This is a genomic window from Flavobacterium sp., from assembly GCF_035299245.1.
Lineage (GTDB): Bacteria > Bacteroidota > Bacteroidia > Flavobacteriales > Flavobacteriaceae > Flavobacterium.
The window spans coordinates 59,452-83,391 of record NZ_DATGWY010000011.1; the positions used below are offsets into that span (position 1 = coordinate 59,452).

Sequence of the window (23,940 nt, forward strand, 5' to 3'; positions counted from 1 at the left end):
TATGAGCGATTCAAATCAACAACAAGGACAAATCAATATTGAGTTGGATGAAAAAACAGCCGAAGGAATTTATTCCAATTTGGCCATCATCAACCATTCTCAATCTGAATTTGTATTGGATTTCGTAACAATTATGCCTGGAGTTCCAAAAGCTAAGGTGAAATCTAGAATTATTTTAACTCCTCAACACGCCAAGCGTTTGTTAGGAGCTTTAAAAGAAAACATTCACCGATTTGAGGCTACCCATGGTGAAATCAAAGAAGGAGATTATCCTCAGATTCCACTAAATTTTGGTCCAACAGGTCAAGCATAATTAAAATAAATCTTATTCAAAAACCTCTTCAGTTATGAAGAGGTTTTTTTATTTTATCAAGTATGCTTTTGCAAAATTGTTAATATGAGCTTTTAATCGATGCATTTTTGTTCTTTGTCGAAAAAATGAGGTGATTAATTAACAATAACATAACTTTAAGGTAATTAATTATAAAAAAATGTATATGAATTTAAACTACAATTCTTTGTTTTCTGGAAGGAGTTCAGCAAACAAGAAAGAAATTCTTGATGTAGGTGTTCCAACATCAGGTTTTTCTAAAGCATTCAGGTTATTGATGATTTCGTTATTGATGATTTGTACAGGTTTTTCATTTGCCCAAACAACGGTAACCATTCCTGCGGCAAATACAAATTCGGGCTCAGTTAGACAGCCATTAGCAACTTGGTTTGGCTATGAAAGAGCAGCGATGATTTACACTTCAGCTCAAATTGGATCAACTGGGACTATTACTAATGTTCGGTTTTATTTGAACTCAGTTTCTTCTCCAGGTGCAGCTACTGATGTTAGAGTGTACATGAAGGAAAGAACAACGACTTTTACAGCAACATCAACTTATGCAACAGAGACTACTGGTGCAACGTTAGTTTATGGTCCAGTAACTCTTCCTCCATCAACTTTTGTTGCAAATACTTGGATTGATTTACCTTTATCAACAACTTTCAATTATACAGGAGGATCAAATAATCTTGAAGTCATAGTAGAGACTAATGCTACTGGTGGCGGAAGTGGTGAGTCTAGTACGGGTAAACAGTTCAGATACAATACTCAAGCCTCTAATCAATTTTACCAAAACTGGGCAGCTGATACAACGCCGCCAACAGGTACAGGAACAAGAAGTGCTAACAGACCTAACGCTCAGTTAGTGTTTGCTGCTTCTCTAACTCCACCTAACTGTGCGGCATCTCTAGTTCCAGCGGCATCAGCAACTGGGGTAGCTAGAAATGTTACACTTTCTTGGGGAAGTGGTGGTGGTGGACCAACATCATATGATGTTTATTTTGGATCTTCTGCTGGTGCACCATTTGTTGGAAATCAAGTGGGAACCACTTATTCACCTGGTTTATTATCTGCAAATACAACTTATTATTGGAAAATTGTTCCGAAAAATGCTAATGGTGATGCAACAGGTTGTGTTGAGCAATCTTTCACTACAGGAACCGGATTTAATTATTGTTCACCAACTTATTCAAACGGTTCGGGAACAGGTGATGGAATAACAAATGTAACTTTAGGTTCTCTAAATAATACGTCAGGTAATTCTGCATCTCCTTTCTATACATTTTTTAATGCAGTGGCAATTCCTACTCTTGCTCAATCTACTAATGCTAGTGTCTCTGTTACTTTTGGTTCAGATACTAATCAGTTCTCAGCTGTTTGGATTGATTTTAATCAAAACGGTACTTTTGAAGCGTCTGAAGGATTCTTAGCATCAGGAAATGCGGGTGCCAGTGGTACAAGCGTTATCAACGTAACTGTTCCAAGTGGCGCTACTCTGGGAAATACAAGGATGAGAGTTAGAGGAGGTGATGATTCGGCTTTAACAACTGCTCAAGCATGCGGTGCATCAAATAGTACTTGGGGTGAAACAGAAGATTATATCGTTGATATTATAGCTGCTCCAACATGTTTGCCTGCATCAGGCTTATCCGTTTCTGCAATTACGTCAAATAGCGCTAGTTTGTCTTGGGTTGCACCTTCACCAGCACCATCAAATGGTTATGAATGGGCTGTTACAACCTCTTCAACTCCTCCAAGTAGTGGAACCTCTACTTCAGGAACGACAGCAAGTGCTTCAGGATTGAGTGCGTCTACATTACATTATCTTCACGTACGTTCATCATGTGGAATTGACGGGTTTAGTCCTTGGGCTACAACTACTTTTACTACTGGTTTAGGTTGTGGAAGTACTTTCTATGACAATGGTGGTGCAGCAGGAAATTATACTAATAATTTAAATACTACAACTACAATTTTCCCGACTAATGTTGGTGATGGAGTTATAGCTACTTTTACAGCATTCGGAACAGAATCTTGTTGTGATAGTTTATCAATTTACGACGGACCAGATGCAACATATCCATTAATTGGAACTTATGCGGGTACAACTTCACCAGGAACAGTAACTTCTACTAATTCAGCTAGTGGAGCTTTAACTTTTGTTTTCAATAGTGATATATCTTTAACTGATATCGGATGGGCGGCAAATATTTCGTGTTTTACTTTCCCAACGGATACTCCAGATTATGTAAACTTACAATTTCCGGCAACTGCAACTATTTTAGCAGGTAATTCAGCTACTGTTTATGCTCAAGTATATGAAGGCGGTTTAACGGATGTTGAACCAGGACTTTCAGGACAAGCACCAGGTATTGAAGCATGGATTGGAATTAGCCCGATTGGTTCGAATTCAAATCCAAATACATGGACTACTTGGATTCCAGCTACTCATAATGCGGGTCATGTTTCAAATAATGACGAATACCAAGCTAATATTGGTTCGACTTTAACACCAGGAACGTATTATTATGCTTCACGTTTTAGATTGAATGGTGGGCCATTTGTATATGGTGGAAATCCTTTCAATGCATGGGATGGAACAACAAGTGTAAGTGGTGTGCTTACTGTTAACCCTAACCCTACACAATGTGCTACTAATGTAGCTCCACTTGATGCAGCAACCAATGTAACTATCGGAACAGTAGCTCTTTCTTGGGCAGCACCAACTTCGGGTCCAGCACCAACATCTTACGATGTATATTATGGAACAACCTCAGGAGCTTTAACATTGGCAACTAATACTACTTCATTAAGTTATAATGCTAGTGCGCCTGCATATTCAACAACTTACTATTGGAGAATTGTTCCAAAATCTGCTGTAGGTGGTGATGCTACTGGATGTTCAGAATGGAGCTTTACCACTCAACCTAATCCTTTTGCACCTTATTGTTCAACCATCACATACAGTATAGATGTTGAGCCAATTACATCTGTTGATTTTGCGGGTATTACAAATACCTCAAGTAACACTGTTGATGGTTCGCCAGCTTTAGAAAATTTTATTTCAATTTCTGGTAATGTTACTACTGAAAATAGTTATACTATGACACTTAAAGGAAATACCGCTGGTAATTTCACAACGAATTTTAGAGTCTTTATTGACTGGAATCAAGATGGTGATTTTGCTGATTTAGGTGAAACTTTCAATGCAGGTAGTGTAACTAATTCAAACGGATTAGATGCTATTTCTGCCGTTAGTACAATTGCTGTTCCTTCAAATGCTCTAGCGGGTTCAACCCGTATGAGAATCAAAAAATTGTACTCATTAGATTCAGGTAGTGTTGATAACCCTTGTACGGGTGGTCAATACGGTCAAACAGAAGATTACACATTAAATGTAACTCTATGTACTCCATTAAATTGGTATGCAGATAATGATGGTGATACTTTTGGTGATCCTACAACTTTAGTTTCTGCTTGTAATTCTCCTGGAGCAAATTATGTGCTTGTTAGTGGTGATTGCAACGACGCTAACGCATTGGTTAATCCAAATGCGACTGAAGTATGTTACGACGGAATCGATAACAACTGTGATGGAACCATCGACGAAGGTTGTACACCAATCATTTCAGTTGTTCAAACGGCTCAATGTGGTTCAACATTGTCTTCAATCAACCAACAAATTTTTGCTAATTTAGTAGCTGGAGCTCAAGGTTACCGATTCAGAGTAACAGACATGACTACCAATCAAGTGCAAACAATTGATAGAAACCTACGTGTATTCCAATTGACTCAGTTGACCAACTATGCTTTTGATAGAACGTATCAAGTAGAAGTTTCAATTCGTTACAACAACGTATGGCAACCGTTCTATGGCGCGCCATGTATGGTGACTACACCAGCTACAACTACTCAAGTTCAAACGGCTCAATGTGGAGGTACATTAACCACTATTGGAGATGCGATTTATGCTAACAATGTTCCTTTTGCAACAGGTTATAAATTCAGAATTACGAATTTATTGACTTCAGCACAAGAGGAAGTTGAACGTCCGCTTAGAGATATTAAAATGACTCAAACTTCAATAGCTGAGTTCAATTCAACGTATTCAGTAGAAGTAGCAGTTAGAAACACTAACGGAGCGTATTTACCTTACGGAACTCCTTGTAACATTACTACACCAAGTTTCCCAACAACTCAGTTGCAATTGGCACAATGTGATGTGATTTTAACCAATCCAAACACAGTTATTTACGCTGATTCGTATGTGGGAGCAACTACTTACAGATTCAGATTTACCAATACTTCTTTAGGTTATACGTATCAATTTGACAAACCACTTCGTTCGTTTGCATTGAACACCGTTCCGGGCTTAGTAGCAGGAGAGACGTATTCAGTACAAGTAAGTATCGAAATTGGAGGCGTGTTTGGACCATTCGGAAAAGTATGTACACTTACTACTCCGGGTTCAGCAAGAGCAACCGAAACAACAAAACCTGCATTGGCATTTAGTGCTATTGTATCACCAAACCCATTTGGAGAAAGCTTCGGATTGGAAGTTACTGCTTCAACAGAAGAAAGCATCCAAGTGAAAGTATACGATATGTTAGGTAAGTTAGTAGAAAGCAGAGAAGTGGATGCAACTACTATTTCTGAACTACAAATCGGAGCTACTTATCCATCGGGAGTATACAATGTGATTGTATCTCAAGGTGATGAAGTAAAAACACTTCGAGTGATTAAAAGATAAATAGCAGAATTACTAAAAATGAAAGCCTTTCTTTAACTAGAAAGGCTTTTTTATCTAAAAAACAAAACCAATGATGAAAATATCTCGTACATCTTTATTGATGTCAATCAATAAAATTGTACATTTATCAGTTAAAATTAACTAAATCCAATTTAAATAGTTCGCTTATGAGACGTTTTTTACTTAATTTTTTTACTCCGATTTTGTTTCTTGTTGGAGGTTTGACGTTTGCTCAAACGGCAGGTTTTAATTCTACATTTGTTGTATTAAGCAGCAATGGTGGGCCAAATACCTATTACGATTTGCAAGCGTCAACAGGTAATCCAGATTTTCAAGGAGCCAATTTGGGGAGTTTTACTTCTGCCAATTCACTTGTGTTGAAAGGAGCAGAGCATAATGTTTATAAATGCGGAGGTTGTGACTTGACTTCTACGCGATTGTACTACAGAATTTATGCGACTGGATCAACACCAGGTAGTTTTTCTAATTTGAATATTGGATATTCTTCAGGATTCGGAAATGGTTGTGGAGGAGAAGATCAACAATGGTCAAATACAGGCTATTCTACCAATTTGCTTTCAGGTTTGCCAGCCGGAAACTATACCGTTGAGGTGTATAGCGATGCTTCAGTGACGTGCGAAGGCGGAACAATTTTTGCCGGTAATTTAGGAGCTAATTATAAAGCGAATTTTACTTTTTGTGGAAGTCCAACCGGAGCTTTAACTCCAGGTAATTATTCAATTCCAGGATGTTTCCCGACAGTAGCTTCTGCAGTAACTTATTTGAATGCAAATGGAGTTTCAGGAACAGGAATTGTACAATTTGACGTCGCTTCTGGCCACGTTGAAACGGCTCCAACAACAGGGATTTTATTGAACGGCGTAGGAACAGCGGGTAATTTAGCTACTGGAAATTCATCCTTAGCGATAGTTTTTAAGAAAAGTGGCACTGGCGCCAATCCGAAAATTATAGCTCCATTGTGGACAGCAGGTGGAAATACCAACGGAATTGTTAAAATAATCGGTGGTGATTACATCACTTTTGATGGTTTCACACTAGAAGAAAATGCAGCAAATACAGTTGTAGCTACAGGAGCAACCAATACAATGACTGAAATTGGTTTTGGATTGTTTTTAGGAGCTAATACCAATGGTGCACAAAATAATACGATTAAAAATTGTACTGTTACTCTTAATGCTAATTACCCCAATTCAATCGGAATATTTTCAACTAGCTCAAGTTCGGCAACTAATTCTGGGTTGATTGCTACAACATCAGCTGGAACGAATTCATTCAACACCATTCAATCCAATACGATTTCAAATGTAGCGTACGGAATTTACTTTATTTGTCAGCCAGTAACTGCAACTGTAACCGAATCAGGAAACGTTTTTGGTGGCTCATCAGCAGCATTAGGAAATACCATAACTTTCGGAAACACAACGGTTTCTACAGCGTCATGGACTCGTTTTTCCGGAATTGTAACGGGTGGAATTGTTTACCGAAATGGTGCTGGTTTTACGGCTCAATTCAATACGGTTAACTCTTTGCCATTAGTATATTCGCAAAATATTTGTAGCGGAATCAACGTAAGCAGCGGTACAGCTCCAGTTGGAGTAGTATATACAGCAACTATAAGTGATAATACGATTACTCTAATCAATAATGGACCAACTGTAACTTCGGGTATCGATTTTGGACATGGATTAACAACTACAACTCACATTTCAAATAACAATACTATTTATATTGAATCAGGTTCAAATGTTTCAAGTTCATTAGGTGTTCAGGCAATTCGAAGCGCTTATGCTAGTGCAGATACCATTATAAATGGAAATTCAATCACAGTAAGCCAGCCCGGAAATGGTCCGTTTACTGCTCAACATTACTTTATTAATGCCAATGGCGTAAAAGGAAATCTTACCGTACAGAATAATTTGATTCTGACAGGAGCTAGTCCGTTAAAAACAACTTCAAATATCTACGGAATTTCTCTAGAAGGAGCAAAAACAGGAGCTGTGCTTATTGGTGGCTCTTCTGTAACAGGAAATACAATAAATATTGTCAGAGGAACTGCTAACATTGCTCACGCCTACGGAATGTATGGTACAGATGCGTCTAGTAATCCAACTTCAATGACTATTACTCATAATTCAGTAACTATTTCTGGATTGTTAGGTGGAGCTAATGTTTCAGGAATCTACAACCATGAAGGAACTCCAACCACACTGAAAAATGTTTCTGATAATACCGTTGTAATAACAGGAACACACACAGGTGTTTCCAGAGGGTTGTTTTTGAGCAATGGGACTTTTACTGTCAACAATAATAATATCAATGTTTCTACAAATGCTATTTCTAATGCGGGTATGGATTTTACCATCAACGGAACCGTTAATCAAGCAACAGTAAATGGTAACTCAATAACGCTGGCTTCTTCTGCAGATAGTGCTATACTTCGCGGAATTGGTGCTTCATTGACCAGTGTGATTAATGGTTTTACAGTTACCAATAATACCATCGAATCGATTACTGCGACTTCACCAGTTGGAAACGCAAGTATCTTCGGAATAAAAGTTGGAATTGGAGCAAATAACATTATTTCAGGTAATACCATCAAAAATTTAACCGCTGTTTCCAGTCCAGGCGAATCAATCATCTCTGGTATCGATGTGGCGGGAACATGTACTAATCCATCCATTTTTGGAAATAAAATTTACAATATTGAGAGTTTAGCTTCTGGATCGAATAGTGCTTTGGCAGGAATTAGTTCGGTAAATGGATTTGGACCGTTTTTTATCGGAACTACAATTAACATTTACAACAATTTTATTTCTGATATCAAAGCGCCACAATCGAATTCGATTAATGCTGTAAACGGAATTATGTGTTTTGCTGCAGGAAGTACTTTTAATATTTATTACAATACAATCAAACTAGGAACTTCTACTCCTTTAAGTGGAGGTTCTAATTTTGGTGTGAGGGGAATTTTCGTTTTTGAAAATACAACTTCAACTATTTACGACTTAAGAAATAACATCATCAACATCAATGCTGCGCCTTCAGGAAATGGCTATGCTTCTTGTGTTTCTATTTTTGATGGTGTAGCTAATTCTGTGCCTCTTGGTTTTGCTTCAACCAGTAATAATAATATTTATCACATCAATTCAGGTGCAAATAATTATCTTTTTGCTCAAGGTGCCGATGCATTGTCAGTAGTAAATGGTTTTGCTGTCAGCGGATTAACTAATAATCCTGCGAATAACATCACAAATGATTCTAATTTTAATGCTTCTTGTGGTTATTATAAAACATTTATGGGCGGTACATTGGATGCATTAACCTACACTGAAGACAATTTAGTAAATGGTGTGTCTGTTGGAACGTACGTGCCTTCTGGAACTTCATTTGCAGAAAATGGAGCGCAAACTATTTCATCGCCAAGTATAACGGTTGATTTTGATGGAAATCCAAGAACACCAACCAACGATATTGGTGCTTTGCAATTTTCCGGAACTACACAGACGTATACCAATCCGACGTATTCAGCAAGTGTAACTATTGCATCTTCGCCAGCAAGTCCAGTTGCTCAAGGAACTTCGGTAACTTTTACAGCCACTCCAACCAATGGAGGAAGCGCGCCAACCTACCAATGGTTCTTGAATTCCAACCCTATTTTAGGAGAAACTAATCCAACTTTCACTACTTCAACGTTGAATGATTTGGATGAAGTAACCGTTGAAATGGTTTCTAATGATAATTGTGCCATCAATCCAGTCGCACTATCTAATGTGATTGTGTACGACATTATCTATCCTTTTGATACCAGTGTAATTCCAACTCAATGTGGATCTACATTAAGTACACTCAATCAAAATATTTTTGCTAATAATATAGCTTCAGCGCAAGCATATCGTTTCAAGGTGACCGATTTACTTACCAATCAAGTTCAAACCATTGACCGACCACTGCGAGTGTTTCAACTCACTCAATTGATGACGTATGCTTACAATAGAACCTACAAAATTGAAGTGGCAGCACGAGTAAATAATGTTTGGCAACCCTACGGAAATGCATGTAATGTGTCTACTCCAATTCCATTGACCAATTTGACCAATTGCGGACAGACATTGTCCTTAATGAATCAACCGGTGTATGCTAATTTAGTCGCTTTTGTGACAGGTTACCGTTTTAAAATCACCAATACAGTCGATGCATCAGTTCAGATTTTAGATCGCCCGATTAAAGAATTCAGAATGAATGATATAGTTGCGCCTCAGTTCAATACGCTGTATCAAGTTGAAGTGGCAGTACGAAATACGGATGGTATTTACTTGCCTTACGGAACTGTTTGTACGGTTTTAACACCGCCAATTCCAACTTCAAAAATTGTAGCAGCACAATGTGGATCTAGTGTTAACATGAATACAGCTGTTTTTGCGGATAATTACGGTGGAGCTACTTTGTACCGCTTTAAATTTGAAAATGTTGGTTTAGGATTTTCGTATGTTCTAGAAAGACCTTTAAGAACATTTGATTTTAGTCAAGTTCCGGGTGTGATTTTAGGTCAAACGTATCAAGTTTCGGTTAGTGTACAAGTGGGTGGAGCTTTTGGACCTTATGGAGTAGTTTGTAATGTAACGCTTTCGGGTACAACAAGAGCAATTTCTAATGGTCAAAAAGATTTTGATTTTTCAGCTTCAATTGCGCCCAACCCGTATTTTGAAAATTTCAAAGTTCAACTTACCACTGCTTCTGATAGTTCGGTTCAATTAATGGTGTTTGATATGTTGGGAAGAACCGTCGAAAACAAAACCATTGATGCTAAGACAATTTCAGATTTAGAATTAGGCAGCAATTATCCATCAGGTGTATACAATGTTGTTGTTACTCAGGATGAAGAAACACGTACATTACGAGTGATTAAAAGGTAATAATTACTACATCAATTTATTTAAACTCCTCAAGAAATTGGGGAGTTTTTTTATGGCAAAATAATTCTGAATTCGTCTCTCTACTCATTTATTAGTCAAATCCTTACACTTAAAAGAAATATGCTTACAGTTAACAAGTAGTTGGCTGAGTAACTTCAAAAAAAACTGAATTTTAACAGTGTAAACTTTAAAATTTAAGATTATGATGAAAAAAATTACGATAATTTTTATTGTGCTATTTTGTTCAATAAGTAATGCGCAATGTTGGCAAAGCATCTCGGCTGGATACCAAAGCACGTTGGCTGTAAAATCCGACGGAACTTTGTGGGCTTGGGGTGATAACGATTTTGGACAATTGGGAACAGGCAATTTTGTTGCTAGAAATGTGCCAACTCAAGTCGGCACCGACTCAAATTGGAAAGAAGTTTCCTGTGGAGAAAATCATGTAGTGGCTATTAAAACCGACGGAACACTTTGGGCTTGGGGTGATAATTTTTTTGGACAACTTGGTGAAGGCGGAGTAGTGAGCATGTCAAATGTTCCCGTTCAAATAGGCTCGGATACCGACTGGCAAACGATTTCTGCTGGAAGTTTTCACACATTAGCTTTGAAAAATAACGGAACACTTTGGGCTTGGGGTTGGAATTTTATAGGGCAAATAGGTGACGGAACTACATCGGATGCACTGTTTCCAATTCAGTTAGCCGTTGGGTCAACTTTTAAGGCAATTGGAACAGGCGCTTATTTTTCGCATGCTATTAAAACCGATGGAACACTCTGGGGTTGGGGTGATAATAGTTTTGGGCAAATGGGTGACGGAACCAATACGGTTTCTCTTTTTCCTTCTCAAATTGGTACAGATTCCAATTGGAAGTCTATTGATGGCGGAGATTCGTTTGCATTGGCTATAAAAACAAATGGTACGTTGTGGAGTTGGGGTGCCAACTTTGAAGGGAATTTGGGTGATGGAACGCTTATCGATCGATCATTTCCTTTACAAGTAGGAACTGATGCGAATTGGAAATCCGTTTCAACAAAATTTTATCATGTTAGCGCATTGAAAACTAATGGCACTTTATGGTTTTGGGGATTCAATGCATACGGGCAGTTGGGCGATGGAACTGCAATTCAAAAAACAATTCCGACTCAATTAGGAACATCAAATAATTGGAAATCATCCTCAGCAGGAGTTTATCATTCAATTGCATTGGATAACGATGGAACCGTTTTGGCATCGGGAGACGATCAATTTTTACAATTAGGAAATGGTTCAGGTACTTCAACAACATCCTTTGTAGTTATTGGAACGTGTGTGTCTAAAGTTCAAAATGCTCAATGCGGTGCTACTTTGACAACTATTAATCAACAAGTGTATGCCGATTTAATTTCGGTGGCACAAGGATATCGATTCAAAGTCACCGATTTGACCACAAATCAAGTTCAAATCATTGACAAAGCGTTAAGAGTATTTCAACTGACACAGTTGGCTAATTATGCTTTCAATCATTCCTATAAAGTTGAGGTGGCAATTAAATACAATAATGTGTGGCAACCTTACTTTGGAGTTCCATGTACGGTTACAACTCCTTCAACAACTACTCAGATTCAATCCGCTCAATGCGGTACAGTATTGACCAATGTTAACGACATTATTTATGCTAATAATGTTCCATTTGCGACAGGATATAAGTTTAGAATTACAAATTTGGTGTCGTCAGCCCAAGAAGAAATCATTCGACCGCTCAGGGAAATAAGAATGATCAATACTTCGTTGACCGAATTTAATACAGCTTATTCTATAGAGGTTGCCATTCGAAATACTGATGGAAGTTATTTACCTTACGGACCAGCTTGCAATGTAACCACTCCTGTATTTCCAACAACTCAATTGCAGTTGTCGCAGTGTGATGTTGTGTTGTCCAATACCAATGTTACAATTTTAGCAGATTCGTATGTCGGAGCCACAACATACCGCTTCCGATTTGTAAATGCGGGATTGAATTATACGTATCAATTTGATAGACCGCTTCGTTCGTTTGATTTAGCTTCAGTTCCTGGTTTGCAAATGGGAGAAACCTATTCGGTGCAAGTGAGCATTGAAATCAATGGAGTTTTCGGGCCTTATGGGAAAGTGTGTACGTTAACAATGCCTGGAAATTCAAGGTTAAATTCAGAGAACGTAACTACAATAAAAGCATTTCAAGTAATTGCTTCGCCTAATCCATTTGATTTGAATTTTAGATTGGAATTAAAAACTTCATTAGAAGAAAAAATAGAATTAAAAGTGTACGATATGTTGGGTAAATTGGTAGAAATTAAGATTGTTGACCCTTCAATGCTTTCAGAATTAGAGTTTGGAACTGAATATTCTTCTGGAATTTATAATGTAATTGTGTGTCAAGGAGAAGCGTTTGAAGTTCTACGAATGGTGAAAAGGTAGTTTTTTAGTTGATAGATAAGTGGTTAGATTAAACTCCTCAAGAAATTGGGGAGTTTTTTATGTTAAAACAAGTAGTTAATCGATTTTTTAGGCTTTTGAAAGATGTTTATTTTTTTATGAAAAATTCAACACTAAATTTATTAAAATATTTAAAATCATTGAATTATGATTTAATGTATTGTTAATAATTTGAAAATTTTCTTCTAAAAAACACGTACTTATACGTATATTTTGATGTAACTCATAATTTAAATTTGTGTCAATTAATCATCCAAAATAATCTTAAATAACAACAACATGAAAAAAATTACCCTTTTTGTATTGCTTTTTATAAGCATGTCAAGTTTGGCACAATCGCCACAAAAATTCAGCTATCAAGCTGTCGTTCGAAATAATGCTGATGCATTAGTAACCAATTCTGCAGTAGGAATGCAGATTAGTATTTTACAAGGTTCTTCAAGTGGTTCAGCAGTTTATGTAGAAACTCAAACACCTTCAACCAATGCCAATGGTTTAGTAAGCTTAGAAATCGGAACCGGAACAGTAGTCTCGGGAACATTCAATACTATTGATTGGGGTAATGGTCCTTATTTCATCAAAACAGAAACTGATCCTTTAGGTGGAACAAATTATACGGTTTCCGGAACAAGTGAATTTTTAAGTGTACCTTATGCTTTGTATTCTTTGAATGGAACTCCAGGTCCACAAGGTCCTCCTGGCCCACAAGGTCCGCAAGGAGTAACAGGTGCTGTTGGTCCACAAGGTCCACAAGGAGCAACGGGTCCGCAAGGAGCCACAGGAGCGGTTGGCCCACAAGGAGCTCAAGGTCCACAAGGAGCAACTGGTGCAACTGGTGCAACAGGAGCAACCGGTCCGCAAGGAGCTCAAGGTCCACAAGGTCCGGTTGGACCAGCGCCAGCAGGAACGGGTATTGTAACAGTAAGTGGTGGGGTTTTACAAACACCAGTAGCAGTTTTACCAATCGCTAATGGTGGAACCAACTCAAGCGCAACTCCAACAAATGGAGGAGTAGCTTACGGAACAGGAACTTCAATTGCTACAACTGCCGCTGGAACTGCAGGTAGAGTACTGACTTCAAATGGAGCGGGAGCGCCAACGTGGAATGCTCCAGTAAGGATTTTTCCCTTTTCAGGTTTTTTGGGTACATCTATTGCAGCTAACTCATTGGTTTATGTTTTTGCTGGCCCAACTGTATCAATAACGCTTACTGTTCCATCTATACTAACAGGCGCTGCATCTGCCCCACTCGCAACAACAACAGGCACTGCTACTAGTGTCAGAATTGGTTTGTGTTATCAGCAAGGAGCAGGAACAATAACTAACTTTGTTGGGGGTAATTATTCAATTATTGAAGTAGATACAACACGTACTACTGCCAATGCAAGTGCTTCTATACTTTTGCCCGCAGGAACTTATACTGTAGGATTTGGAATACAGAATGGGGGAACTGTAGCTATTAATGATAATGATTATGTTAATGGATGGATTATGGTAACTCCACAGTAATTGATACTATTTTATACATTAATCTCACAAAATCAAAAAAGATGAAAAAAATAGTAACAATACTAGCGTTGATGACGCTCAGTTTCTCTGGGTTTGTAGTACACGCGCAAAACGGAACCGTCGCCTCCGGTGGAAACGCTACAGGTTCGGGTGGTTCGGTGAGTTATTCGGTTGGTCAGGTTTTTTATACCACCAATTCGGGTAGCAACGGAAAGGTTTCGCAAGGAGTACAGCAGGTTTTTGATCTCATTGAACCTGTATTTTCTCCAGTTGCGCCTGTATGTTATGGTGGTTTGCTTTCGCCATTACCAACTACTTCCAACAATGGCATCACTGGAAGTTGGTCGCCAGCAATTAATAATTTAGCAACAACCACCTATACTTTTACACCCGATGATGGTCAGTTTGCAGCAACGACTTCACTTACGGTTGTAGTAAATTTACTGCCAAGCACTCCTTTGGTAACTGCGAATACACCTTTGTGTGCTAGTTCAGATCTCAATTTAACGGCTTTGTCGTCTTCTTATGAAATGAATTCTAACAGCGGAGTTTCCTTTGTAGATATTAGTTCAACAGGAACATCAGTAGGTCCAATCGGTGATGATAGCGAGACTAATGTAGCGCTTCCTTCTCCTTTTGTTTATGGTGGAGTTTTATATACTTCAGCCAGAATAAGCAATAATGGTGTGATTGTGCTCGGATCTTCGTCTGGAGAAATTTATTACGATAACACATCTTTGCCGCAAACAGGAAATAGTCCTTTTGTTGGCTTAGGAAGTGCTGGTAATGTAGCAATTTGTGCCTTTTGGGATGATTTACTGCCTGGTTCAGGGGGTTCAATCACTACACAAACTATTGGGAATAAATACATAGTTCAATGGACGCTTGAAGATAATTATAACATATCCGGAGCGGGTACAATTACTTTTCAGGTTCAATTGGATTTGGTCACCAACGAAATTCACTTAGTATATTCTGATGTAGTTTTTGGTAGTTCATTCATCGATAACGGTGCTTCAGCCACTATTGGTTTGAATCTAAGCGATGTCTACGCTGTGCAATATTCTCATAATTCAGCAAGTGTCGTTGACGGTCAGAGTATAACATTTACTCCAAGTACCATTAATTATGCATGGACAGGTCCAAACGGATTTACATCGGCACTTCAAAATCCAACCCTAACTGGTGCAACTCTTGCAGCGAGTGGAACTTATTTTGTTACTGCAACTAATACAGCTACAGGTTGTTCTCAGAACGCTCAAGTAGACGTTACAGTCACTCCAACTCCGCTATACTATGCTGATGCAGACGGTGATGGTTTTGGAAATCCAGCTGTGTCACTGGAATCATGCACTCCTGTTGCTGGATATGTATCTGACAATACCGATTGTAATGATTCCAATAATACAGTTTATCCTGGTGCAACTGAAATCTGTTACGATGCTTTGGATAATGATTGCGATGGAACCATTGATGAAGGTTGTGTGCCAATAGTATCGGTAGTTCAAACAGCTCAATGTGGTGCAACTCTGTCTTCTATCAACCAACAAATCTATGCTAATTTGGTTGCTGGAGCTCAAGGATACCGTTTCAGAGTTACTGATATGACTACCAATCAAGTACAAACGATTGATCGAGTTTTACGCGTTTTCCAATTGACACAATTGACGAACTATGCTTTTGATAGAACCTACCAAGTAGAAGTGGCCATCCGATACAACAATGTTTGGCAGCCTTTTTATGGTGCACCTTGTATGGTGACAACACCTGCAACTACAACTCAAGTTCAGGCAGCGCAATGCGGTTCGACACTCACTACTATTGGTGATATAATTTATGCAAATAATGTTCCATACGCAACAGGTTATAAATTTAGAATTACCAACACATTGACGTTGGCTCAAGAAGAAATTGAGCGTCCGTTGAGAGATATTAAGATGACACAAACTTCCATAGCTGAATACAATGCTACTTACTCTGTTGAGGTAGCCGTTAAAAATACCAACGGACTTTATTTGCCTTACGGACCCGTTTGTACTATTACAACGCCAAGCTTCCCAACTACTCAGTTGCAATTGGCGCAGTGCGATGTCACTATAACCAATCCGAATGCAATTATCTATGCCGATTCATTTTCGGGTGCAACAACGTATCGTTTCCGATTTACCAATACCTCTTTAGGATACAGTTACCAATTTGACCGACCATTACGTTCGTTTGCTTTGAATACTGTTCCAGGATTAGTACCAGGTGAAACGTATTCGGTTCAGGTGAGCATCGAAATTGGTGGCGTTTTTGGTCCTTACGGTAAAGTGTGTACATTGACAACACCAGGAAGTTCAAGAGCAATTACTGTTACCAAACCAGCGTTAGTGTTTGATGCAATAGTGTCACCAAACCCATTCGGAGATAACTTCGGATTGGAAGTCACAACGGATGCTGACCAATTTATTGAAGTAAGAATTTACGACATGTTGGGTAAACTAATTCAGTCGAGTAGAAGTAATACGTCGGAAATTTCGCAACTAACTTTTGGTGCTAATTTCCCTTCGGGAGTATACAATGTAATAGTTTCTCAAGGAGAGAATGTAAAAACACTCCGCGTCATTAAAAGATAGTTTAAATAATATCTAAAATTCAAAGCCTTCTCGAGTCATCGAGAAGGCTTTTTTTTGAATGTTACCTAAATTTTATTTTTTTAACACTACAACGTTGTAGTTGGAAATCAAAAAAATAAAAAATTGCCAATTGAAATAAAAAAATTAATTTTACGCGCTCGAAAAATGACATTCATTTTCAGTATAATATGTAAATAATTTTTTAATTTATGAATAAAATTACTCAGTCAATTTCTACAAAAAGTAGAAATTCTTTTAAAAGTTTTTTGACATTATGTAGTTTGTTGTTGGTAAGTAGTTTGTCTTTTGGGCAAGTTTCTGACGATTTTACTGATGGCAATTTTACAGCTTCTCCTGCTTGGTCGGGGAACACGGCAGCATTTACTATTCAAACTGCGACTCCGTATGTAGCATCTGGAGCTGCAACCGATGGTTCCTATTTAGCATCTGATACAACAACAGGTAATGTTACACTTTCAACTCCTTCAACAGAAGTTAATGAATGGAAGTTTTCCATAGGTACAGGTTCTTTCAGTCCTTCTAGTACAAATTATTTTGGAGTTGTTCTCATGTCAAATGTAGCAGTGACTGGAAGTATAACAGCAACATCTTGGAATGGTTACTACCTAAAAATAGGAACTACTAGTCCAGATCCAATTGAATTATGGGTTAAAAATGGAGCTGGAACTGGAACCAAAGTAGGTGATTTTCCTACAAGCCCTGATTACAACTCAACAGCTTTATTAACTGGTTTAAATATTAGAGTTACAAGAAGTGCTTCAGGAGTTTTTGAATTATTTTATTCTACTGGATTTACTTATGGAGCTACACCCACAACTAGTGCTGGTACTTTAACGAATAACACAATAACAACGTCATCTTTTTTCGGTGTATATTCTGTGTTTGCAAACCCAACAGCCGCAAGAAGAGTGTTTTTAGATAATGTTGTTTTGGGTAATCCTCCAGTCGCAATAACTTCAAATGCAGTAACTGGAAACTGGTCTTCTACATCCAGTTGGGTTGGTGGAGTTGTACCAACATCTGCAGACAATGCCATCATTGTTTCAGGTGCGGTAATCACCATGGACAGCGCCACATTTGCTACTCGTAATGCAGGTACAACTACTACAGTAAACGCTGGCGGTACTTTAGCTACAAGTCAGACGTATGTAAACAACGGTACAACTACAATCAACGGTTCATTTCAATTGAATTCGGGCGGTTGGGTTTCCGATGCGGGCGGAACCAATGCTTTGGTTTATGGCTCTAACGGAACACTTATTTTCAATAGTACTTATACAGCCAACAATGGAAATTACTGGCCAACTACAAACGGACCAGTTAATGTTACAGTAAATACAGGTAGTAATTTAACTCTCGGATTCAGCAGAACAGTTACAGGAACGTTCCAAACGGCTGCGGGTGTTTCTCTTAGTGCTTCAACTCTTACATTAAATGGAACGTGTCAATTAAATAGCGGTGGATTTTTCAATAACTCACCCACTTATGGTTCAGCTTCAACATTAATTTACAACACTTCGTATGGAGTGTTCAATGAATGGACAGGAAACGGTGCAGCTGGTGTTGGTATTCCTGCCAACGTTAGAGTGCAATCGGGAACGTTAACTTTAACCACAACCAATAGAGGTGTGCCTGGTAATATCACTATAGATACAGGATGTTCATTAGCCTTAAACGGTACTAGTGGCGATTTGTATCTTGGTGGAAACTGGAGTAATTCGGGTACGTTTTCTCCCAACGGAAGAGCTGTTTTCTTTAATGGAAGTACAACACAAACGATTACTAATCCAACAGGAGAAACGTTCAATTACCTTATCAATGATAAATCAGCTGGTGCATTAACCTTAGCTAATAATGTTACTGTAAATGCAACAGCAGGAAGTCCGTTGCAATTACTTAACGCAGGTACAATCGACTTAAACGGACAAACGTTGACTTTGTCTAATAATGGTGGAAACATTCAAGTAACTGGCGGCGCAAGAACAATCAGTTCGGGTGTTACAGGTGGAACTTTAAGCATAACAGGTAGTAAAACTGTGACGTCTACAACAGGTGGAACGCTAACATTAGGTTCAAATGTAACAACTGTTCTTACAAACGGAATTAATTTTGGTTCAAGCTTAACAACAATTCAAGGAACTCTTCAAGTGAATAGCGGTGGATTTGTTTCAACCAATTCTCCGGTTTATTCTAGTACATCAACTTTAGTATACAACAATGTTACTGGTTATGGTGTAAATAATGAGTGGACTGGAAATGCTACAACAGCAGGTTCTGGAACGCCACAAAATGTTACTTTAACTAATAGTTCGGTAAACCTACCTGGTAGCGCTCGCTCGTTGGCTGGAAACTTGACTATCGGAACAGGAAGTATTTTAAACATGAATGCTGCTTTTGGTTCGGATTTAAACATCGGTGGAAACTGGTCCAATTCAGGAACATTCAATTCAAATAATAGATTAGTAGAATTCAGAGGTGCATTGGCTCAAACCTTAACAGGAGCAACTACTTTTGATTTCTTAACGGTAAATAATGCTAACGGTCTTACATTACAAACTTCAAGTGCTGTAACGGTTAATCAGACTTTAGCATTGACTTCAGGAAAACTAACTTTAGGAGCTAATAATCTAACAGTTGGAGCTTCTGGAACAATAACGGGAGCTTCTTCGACTAATTATGTTGCTACTAATGGTACAGGTCAATTGAGAAGAACAGTTGCCGCGACTAATACTGCTTTTCCAGTTGGAGCAACTTCGTACAATCCGATTACATTCAACAATTCAGGAACATCTGATATTTATGGTGTTCGTGTGGTTGATGGTGCAATCACAACAGGTGTTAGCAATACAAAGACAATTAGTAGAAGATGGATAACTTCAGAGGCAACTGCTGGAGGAAGTAATTTATCGGTAGTAGCTCAATACAATTCAGGTGAAGAAAATACAGGTTTTGCAGCAGCTATCACTCCTTATTTAGGATTTTATAATGGAACTACTTGGTCTCAAGTGGGTGCAGTTATCGGAGGTTCTAATCCATTTACTTACACATCATCAACCAATAGTACTCCAGCTGATTTAACAGCAGGAACTCAATACTTTGCTTTGGGTAAAGACAATGCGTTCTTATCGCTTGCATCACAATTTGTAATTACTTCAATAAACCCAGCTACTCCTGGTGCAGGTTACGGATTTAGTGTAACAGTTCAGTCGCAAGATGCATTCTCATCAGCAACTAATGTTTTAGCAAATACAAGCTTCACTTTGAGTACAAATGGTAATGCGGGAACAATTGGAGGTACAATTACTGGAACTATTCTAGCAGGAACTAACTCGGTAGTAGTTTCGGGAGTTACTTTATCAACTGCGGGAACTGGAGCAACTCTAACGGCTACTCAAACTTCAGGAGATCCTTTGTCAGCCGGAACAAGTGCTTCGTTTAACGTTTTAGCAGCAGCTTCTCAATTGGCTTTTGTCGGAGTTCCAGCTACTGGAAATGTTGGAGTTAATTTAGCTTCATTTACAGTTGAGGCGCGTCGTCCTGATGCTAGTGTAGATTCTTTTTATACAGGTAACATCACAATTTCAAAAGCTACAGGAACCGGAACTTTGACCGGTACACTTACGGTAGCCGCTATTAATGGTATAGCTACTTTTTCTGCAGCTCAATTTGACACAGCTTCTACGTATACTTTAAACGCTAACTCAGGAAGTTTAACACAAGCAACGAGTGGAAATATTGTGGTGACTTTGGCGCCAGTAAGTATTTTTGCAAATCCAATTACAGGAACAAATCCTAATACATCTAACCCATATACAACGGGTCAAACGTTCAACTCAAATATAACCGTTAGTGGTATAGGAAGAGGAGCTGGGATTTCAGGAAATAATGCAACTAACCGTTATAATACAACGGGTTGGGTGAACACAAGTGCAAGTTTGGTTTCGGATGAATATTTTGAATTTATATTAACTCCAAATTTAGGTTACGCCATAAATTTCAATGATTTTGCATTCACAAATCAAAGATCAGCTTCTGGACCATCAACTTTTGATGTTCGTTCGAATTTGGATAATTTCGGTTCTTCATTAGGTGTTTATTCAAATGTTGGAGATAATACTCCAATCACAGAAACATTGAGTCTAACATCAACATCATTTGATGAAGTGGCTTCCTCAATAACCTTCAGAATCTATGGGTACAATGCTACTGGCGGAACAGGAAGTATTAACGATTTTGTTTTTACAGGAAATGTAGGATGCATCCAACCAGTAGCTTTCACTGTTACAGGAGGAGGTTCAGGTTGTGCTAATACGGGTGTTGCAGTTGGTTTATCAGGTTCTCAAGTGGGTATTAGTTATCAGTTGAAAGATGGAGCTACTAATATTGGTAGTCCAGTTGCTGGTACAGGTAGCGCTATTTCTTTTGGAAATCAATTAGCAGCAGGTACTTATACAGTTGAAGCAACTAATGTAGCGTGTAGTCTTAACTTGACTATGACAGGAAGCGCAACAGTAACTTTAACTCCAATACCAACTTTAGATACAATAACAGCTACACCAGCATGTGCAGGCGGTAGTTCTACAGTAACGTTAACAGGATTGTTACCAAATACTGCAGGTTCATTCTTATATACCAATTCATTTACGGGTGCTACTCAATATCCAGTAAGTGGAACTTCTGATTCAAGTGGTAACTTTACGTTCAATACTCCAGCTTTACCATTAATTGCAAATGGTGCTGTGATTACAATTATTAGCGGAACTGTTACTGCAACAGGTTGTACGACTACTTTCTCTGGAAAAACAGTTACCGTAGTTGTAAATCCAGTTTTAACAGCTAGCGTAAGTGCTTCTGCGTCGCCTTCGGGTGCAATTTGTGCGGGTACTAGCGTAACATTTACTGCTACTCCAACCAATGGAGGTTCAACACCAACTTACCAATGGAAGGTAAACGGAACTGATGTTTCAGGAGAAACGAATGTTACTTTTACAACATCAACATTGTCAAATAACGATGTGGTTACGGTTGAGATGACTTCGAACGCATCACCTTGTTTGACAGGTTCACCTGCTACTTCTGCTGGAATTACAATGACTGTAAATCCAATTGTAACCGCTAGTGTAAGTGCTGCTGCGTCTCCATCGGGTGCTATTTGCGCAGGAACAAGCGTGACATTTACTGCAACTCCAACCAACGGAGGTTCTACGCCAACTTATCAGTGGAAAGTAAACGGAACTGATGTTTCAGGTGAAACGAATGCTACTTTTACAACTTCTACTTTAGCTAATGGTGATGTAGTTACTGTTGAAATGACTTCTAATGCTACATGTGTTACAGGTTCACCTGCATTATCTTCAGGAATAACAATGACTGTAAATCCAAATCCAGTTGCTAGTATTACTGGTAACAACGGTCCGATTTGTAGTGGTTCAGATGCTACTTTTAATTTGAGTGGAACAAGTGGAGCAATAGTAACTTACAACTTTAATGGTAATGCTAATCAAACAGTGACATTAACAGGTGGTTCAGCCTCAGTTTCAGTTTCGAATGCAACGGCTAATCAAACGTTAAATTTAGTTTCAGTTAGTTTGGGTTCTTGTACAGTAACTCTTACTGATTCATCAACTGTTAATTTAGGAACTGTAACTACTTGGGACGGTACAGCATGGGACAACGGAGCTCCAACTAGTACTTCTGCGGTTGTCTTTACGGGTAATTATACAATTGGTGCTGATTTAGATGCTTGCTCGATCACCGTTACTAACAATGCGGTTGTTTCAGTAACTTCAGGATTTAATGTGACGCTATACGGAGCAATTACAGTGTCTTCAGGAAGTTTTACAGTGAACAACAATGCTAATTTAATCCAGTTAACTGATGTAGCCAATTCAGGAAACATAACGGTTAAGAGATTAAGTTCTGCTGTAATGAGACAAGATTATACTATTTGGTCATCTCCAGTAGCGGGTCAGAATTTGTTGGCTTTTTCACCAAATACTTTATTAACTCGTTTTTATAACTATAACACGACAACTAATTTATACAATGCAGTTCCGTCGCCAGCAACAACTAACTTTGCGGCAGGTCAAGGGTATTTAATTCGTACACCGAATAATTTTCCAACTACACCAACAGTTTGGCCAGGATCATTCACGGGAGTTCCAAATAACGGAACAATTAATGTGGCATTATCAAATGTTGGAGCAGGACAACGTTTCAATGCGGTAGGTAATCCCTATCCATCAGCACTTGATATGAATGAGTTTGTAGCAGATAATGCTGCAAACATTACGGGAACTCTTTATTTCTGGAGAAAAACAAATAATGCTCCAGGGAATGCATACTGTACATGGACAGCTGGAACTTTTGTAACCAATAATCAAGCACAAGTTTTCGATCCAAATGATGTAATCAGAACAGGTCAAGGATTCTTAGTGGAAGCAACTGCAACAGGAACGTCGTTAGAATTTAATAATTCTCAAAGAACGGCAGACAATGCCAATCAATTCTTCAAAACTACTGCTGCAAATGCAACAACTAGTATCGAAAGAAATAGAATGTGGTTGAATTTAACTAATGATTCGGGTGATTTCCACCAAATGGCATTAGGCTATATTACAGACGCTACTCAAGGAGTGGATGTGTTTGATGGTAAGTTCTTTAACGAAGGTCCGCTTTCATTGAACTCAATCATCAATAATGAAAAATACGTAATTCAAGGTCGTGCTTTACCGTTTGACGATACTGATGTTGTACCGTTGAGTTTGACTGTGACAACAGCCGGAAATTATACCATCTCTATTGATCATTTAGATGGATTCTTCTCTGGAGACCAACGTATTTTCATTAAAGATAAAACCAATAACAGTTTGTATGATTTGAAAGCTTCAAGTTTTACATTCGCAACAGCAGCAGGAACATTTAATGACCGATTTGAAATTGTGTACAGAAACCCAAGAGAAGCCAATATTCAAGCTTCACAATGTGGTCAAACAGTTACGACTTTAAATCAAAGTATTTATGCTAATTTAGTTTCTGGAGCACAAGCGTATCGATTCAGAGTAACCAATGTGGCTACCAACGAAGTTCAGTCAATAGACAAAGTGTTGCGTGTTTTTAACTTAACTCAATTGTCAAACTATGCTTACGATAGAGTGTATACAGTTGAAGTGGCTGTTAAATACAATAATGTATGGCAACCATTCGGAAATGCATGTCAGGTAATTGCGCCAGTAGCTTACACTAAAGTACAAAGCGCTCAATGTGGTTCACAATTAGCAAATGCAACAGATGTTATTTATGCTGATGCTGTGAGTTAT

The 23,940-nt window shown here is 38.4% G+C and carries 7 protein-coding genes; all 7 read left to right on the forward strand.

The window, feature by feature from the left end; translation table 11 throughout:
* Position 1: 1 nt before the first annotated feature.
* On the forward strand, positions 2–313 hold the full coding sequence (locus tag VK161_RS08485; RefSeq protein ID WP_324214339.1) for a DUF3467 domain-containing protein: 312 nt from the start codon (positions 2–4) through the stop codon (positions 311–313).
* A 184-nt stretch (positions 314–497) separates the two neighbouring features.
* The gene (locus tag VK161_RS08490) at positions 498–5,081 is read left to right on the forward strand and encodes a GEVED domain-containing protein (protein WP_324214340.1); all 4,584 of its coding nucleotides are present in this window, start codon (positions 498–500) and stop codon (positions 5,079–5,081) included.
* A gap of 167 nt (positions 5,082–5,248) precedes the next feature.
* Positions 5,249–10,015 carry a T9SS type A sorting domain-containing protein gene (locus VK161_RS08495; protein ID WP_324214341.1) on the forward strand — a complete coding sequence of 1,589 codons (4,767 nt, stop codon included), beginning with the start codon at positions 5,249–5,251 and terminating at the stop codon, positions 10,013–10,015.
* Between the two features lie 202 nt (positions 10,016–10,217).
* On the forward strand, positions 10,218–12,455 hold the full coding sequence (locus tag VK161_RS08500) for a hypothetical protein (RefSeq protein ID WP_324214342.1): 2,238 nt from the start codon (positions 10,218–10,220) through the stop codon (positions 12,453–12,455).
* Positions 12,456–12,752: 297 nt separating this feature from the next.
* A complete protein-coding gene (locus tag VK161_RS08505) occupies positions 12,753–13,982 on the forward strand; it encodes a hypothetical protein (protein ID WP_324214343.1) in 1,230 nt (409 codons plus the stop codon).
* Between the two features lie 41 nt (positions 13,983–14,023).
* A complete protein-coding gene (locus tag VK161_RS08510; protein WP_324214344.1) occupies positions 14,024–16,600 on the forward strand; it encodes a MopE-related protein in 2,577 nt (858 codons plus the stop codon).
* Between the two features lie 209 nt (positions 16,601–16,809).
* A partial coding sequence (locus VK161_RS08515; protein ID WP_414655418.1) for a hypothetical protein occupies positions 16,810–23,940 on the forward strand: 7,131 nt, incomplete at its 3' end.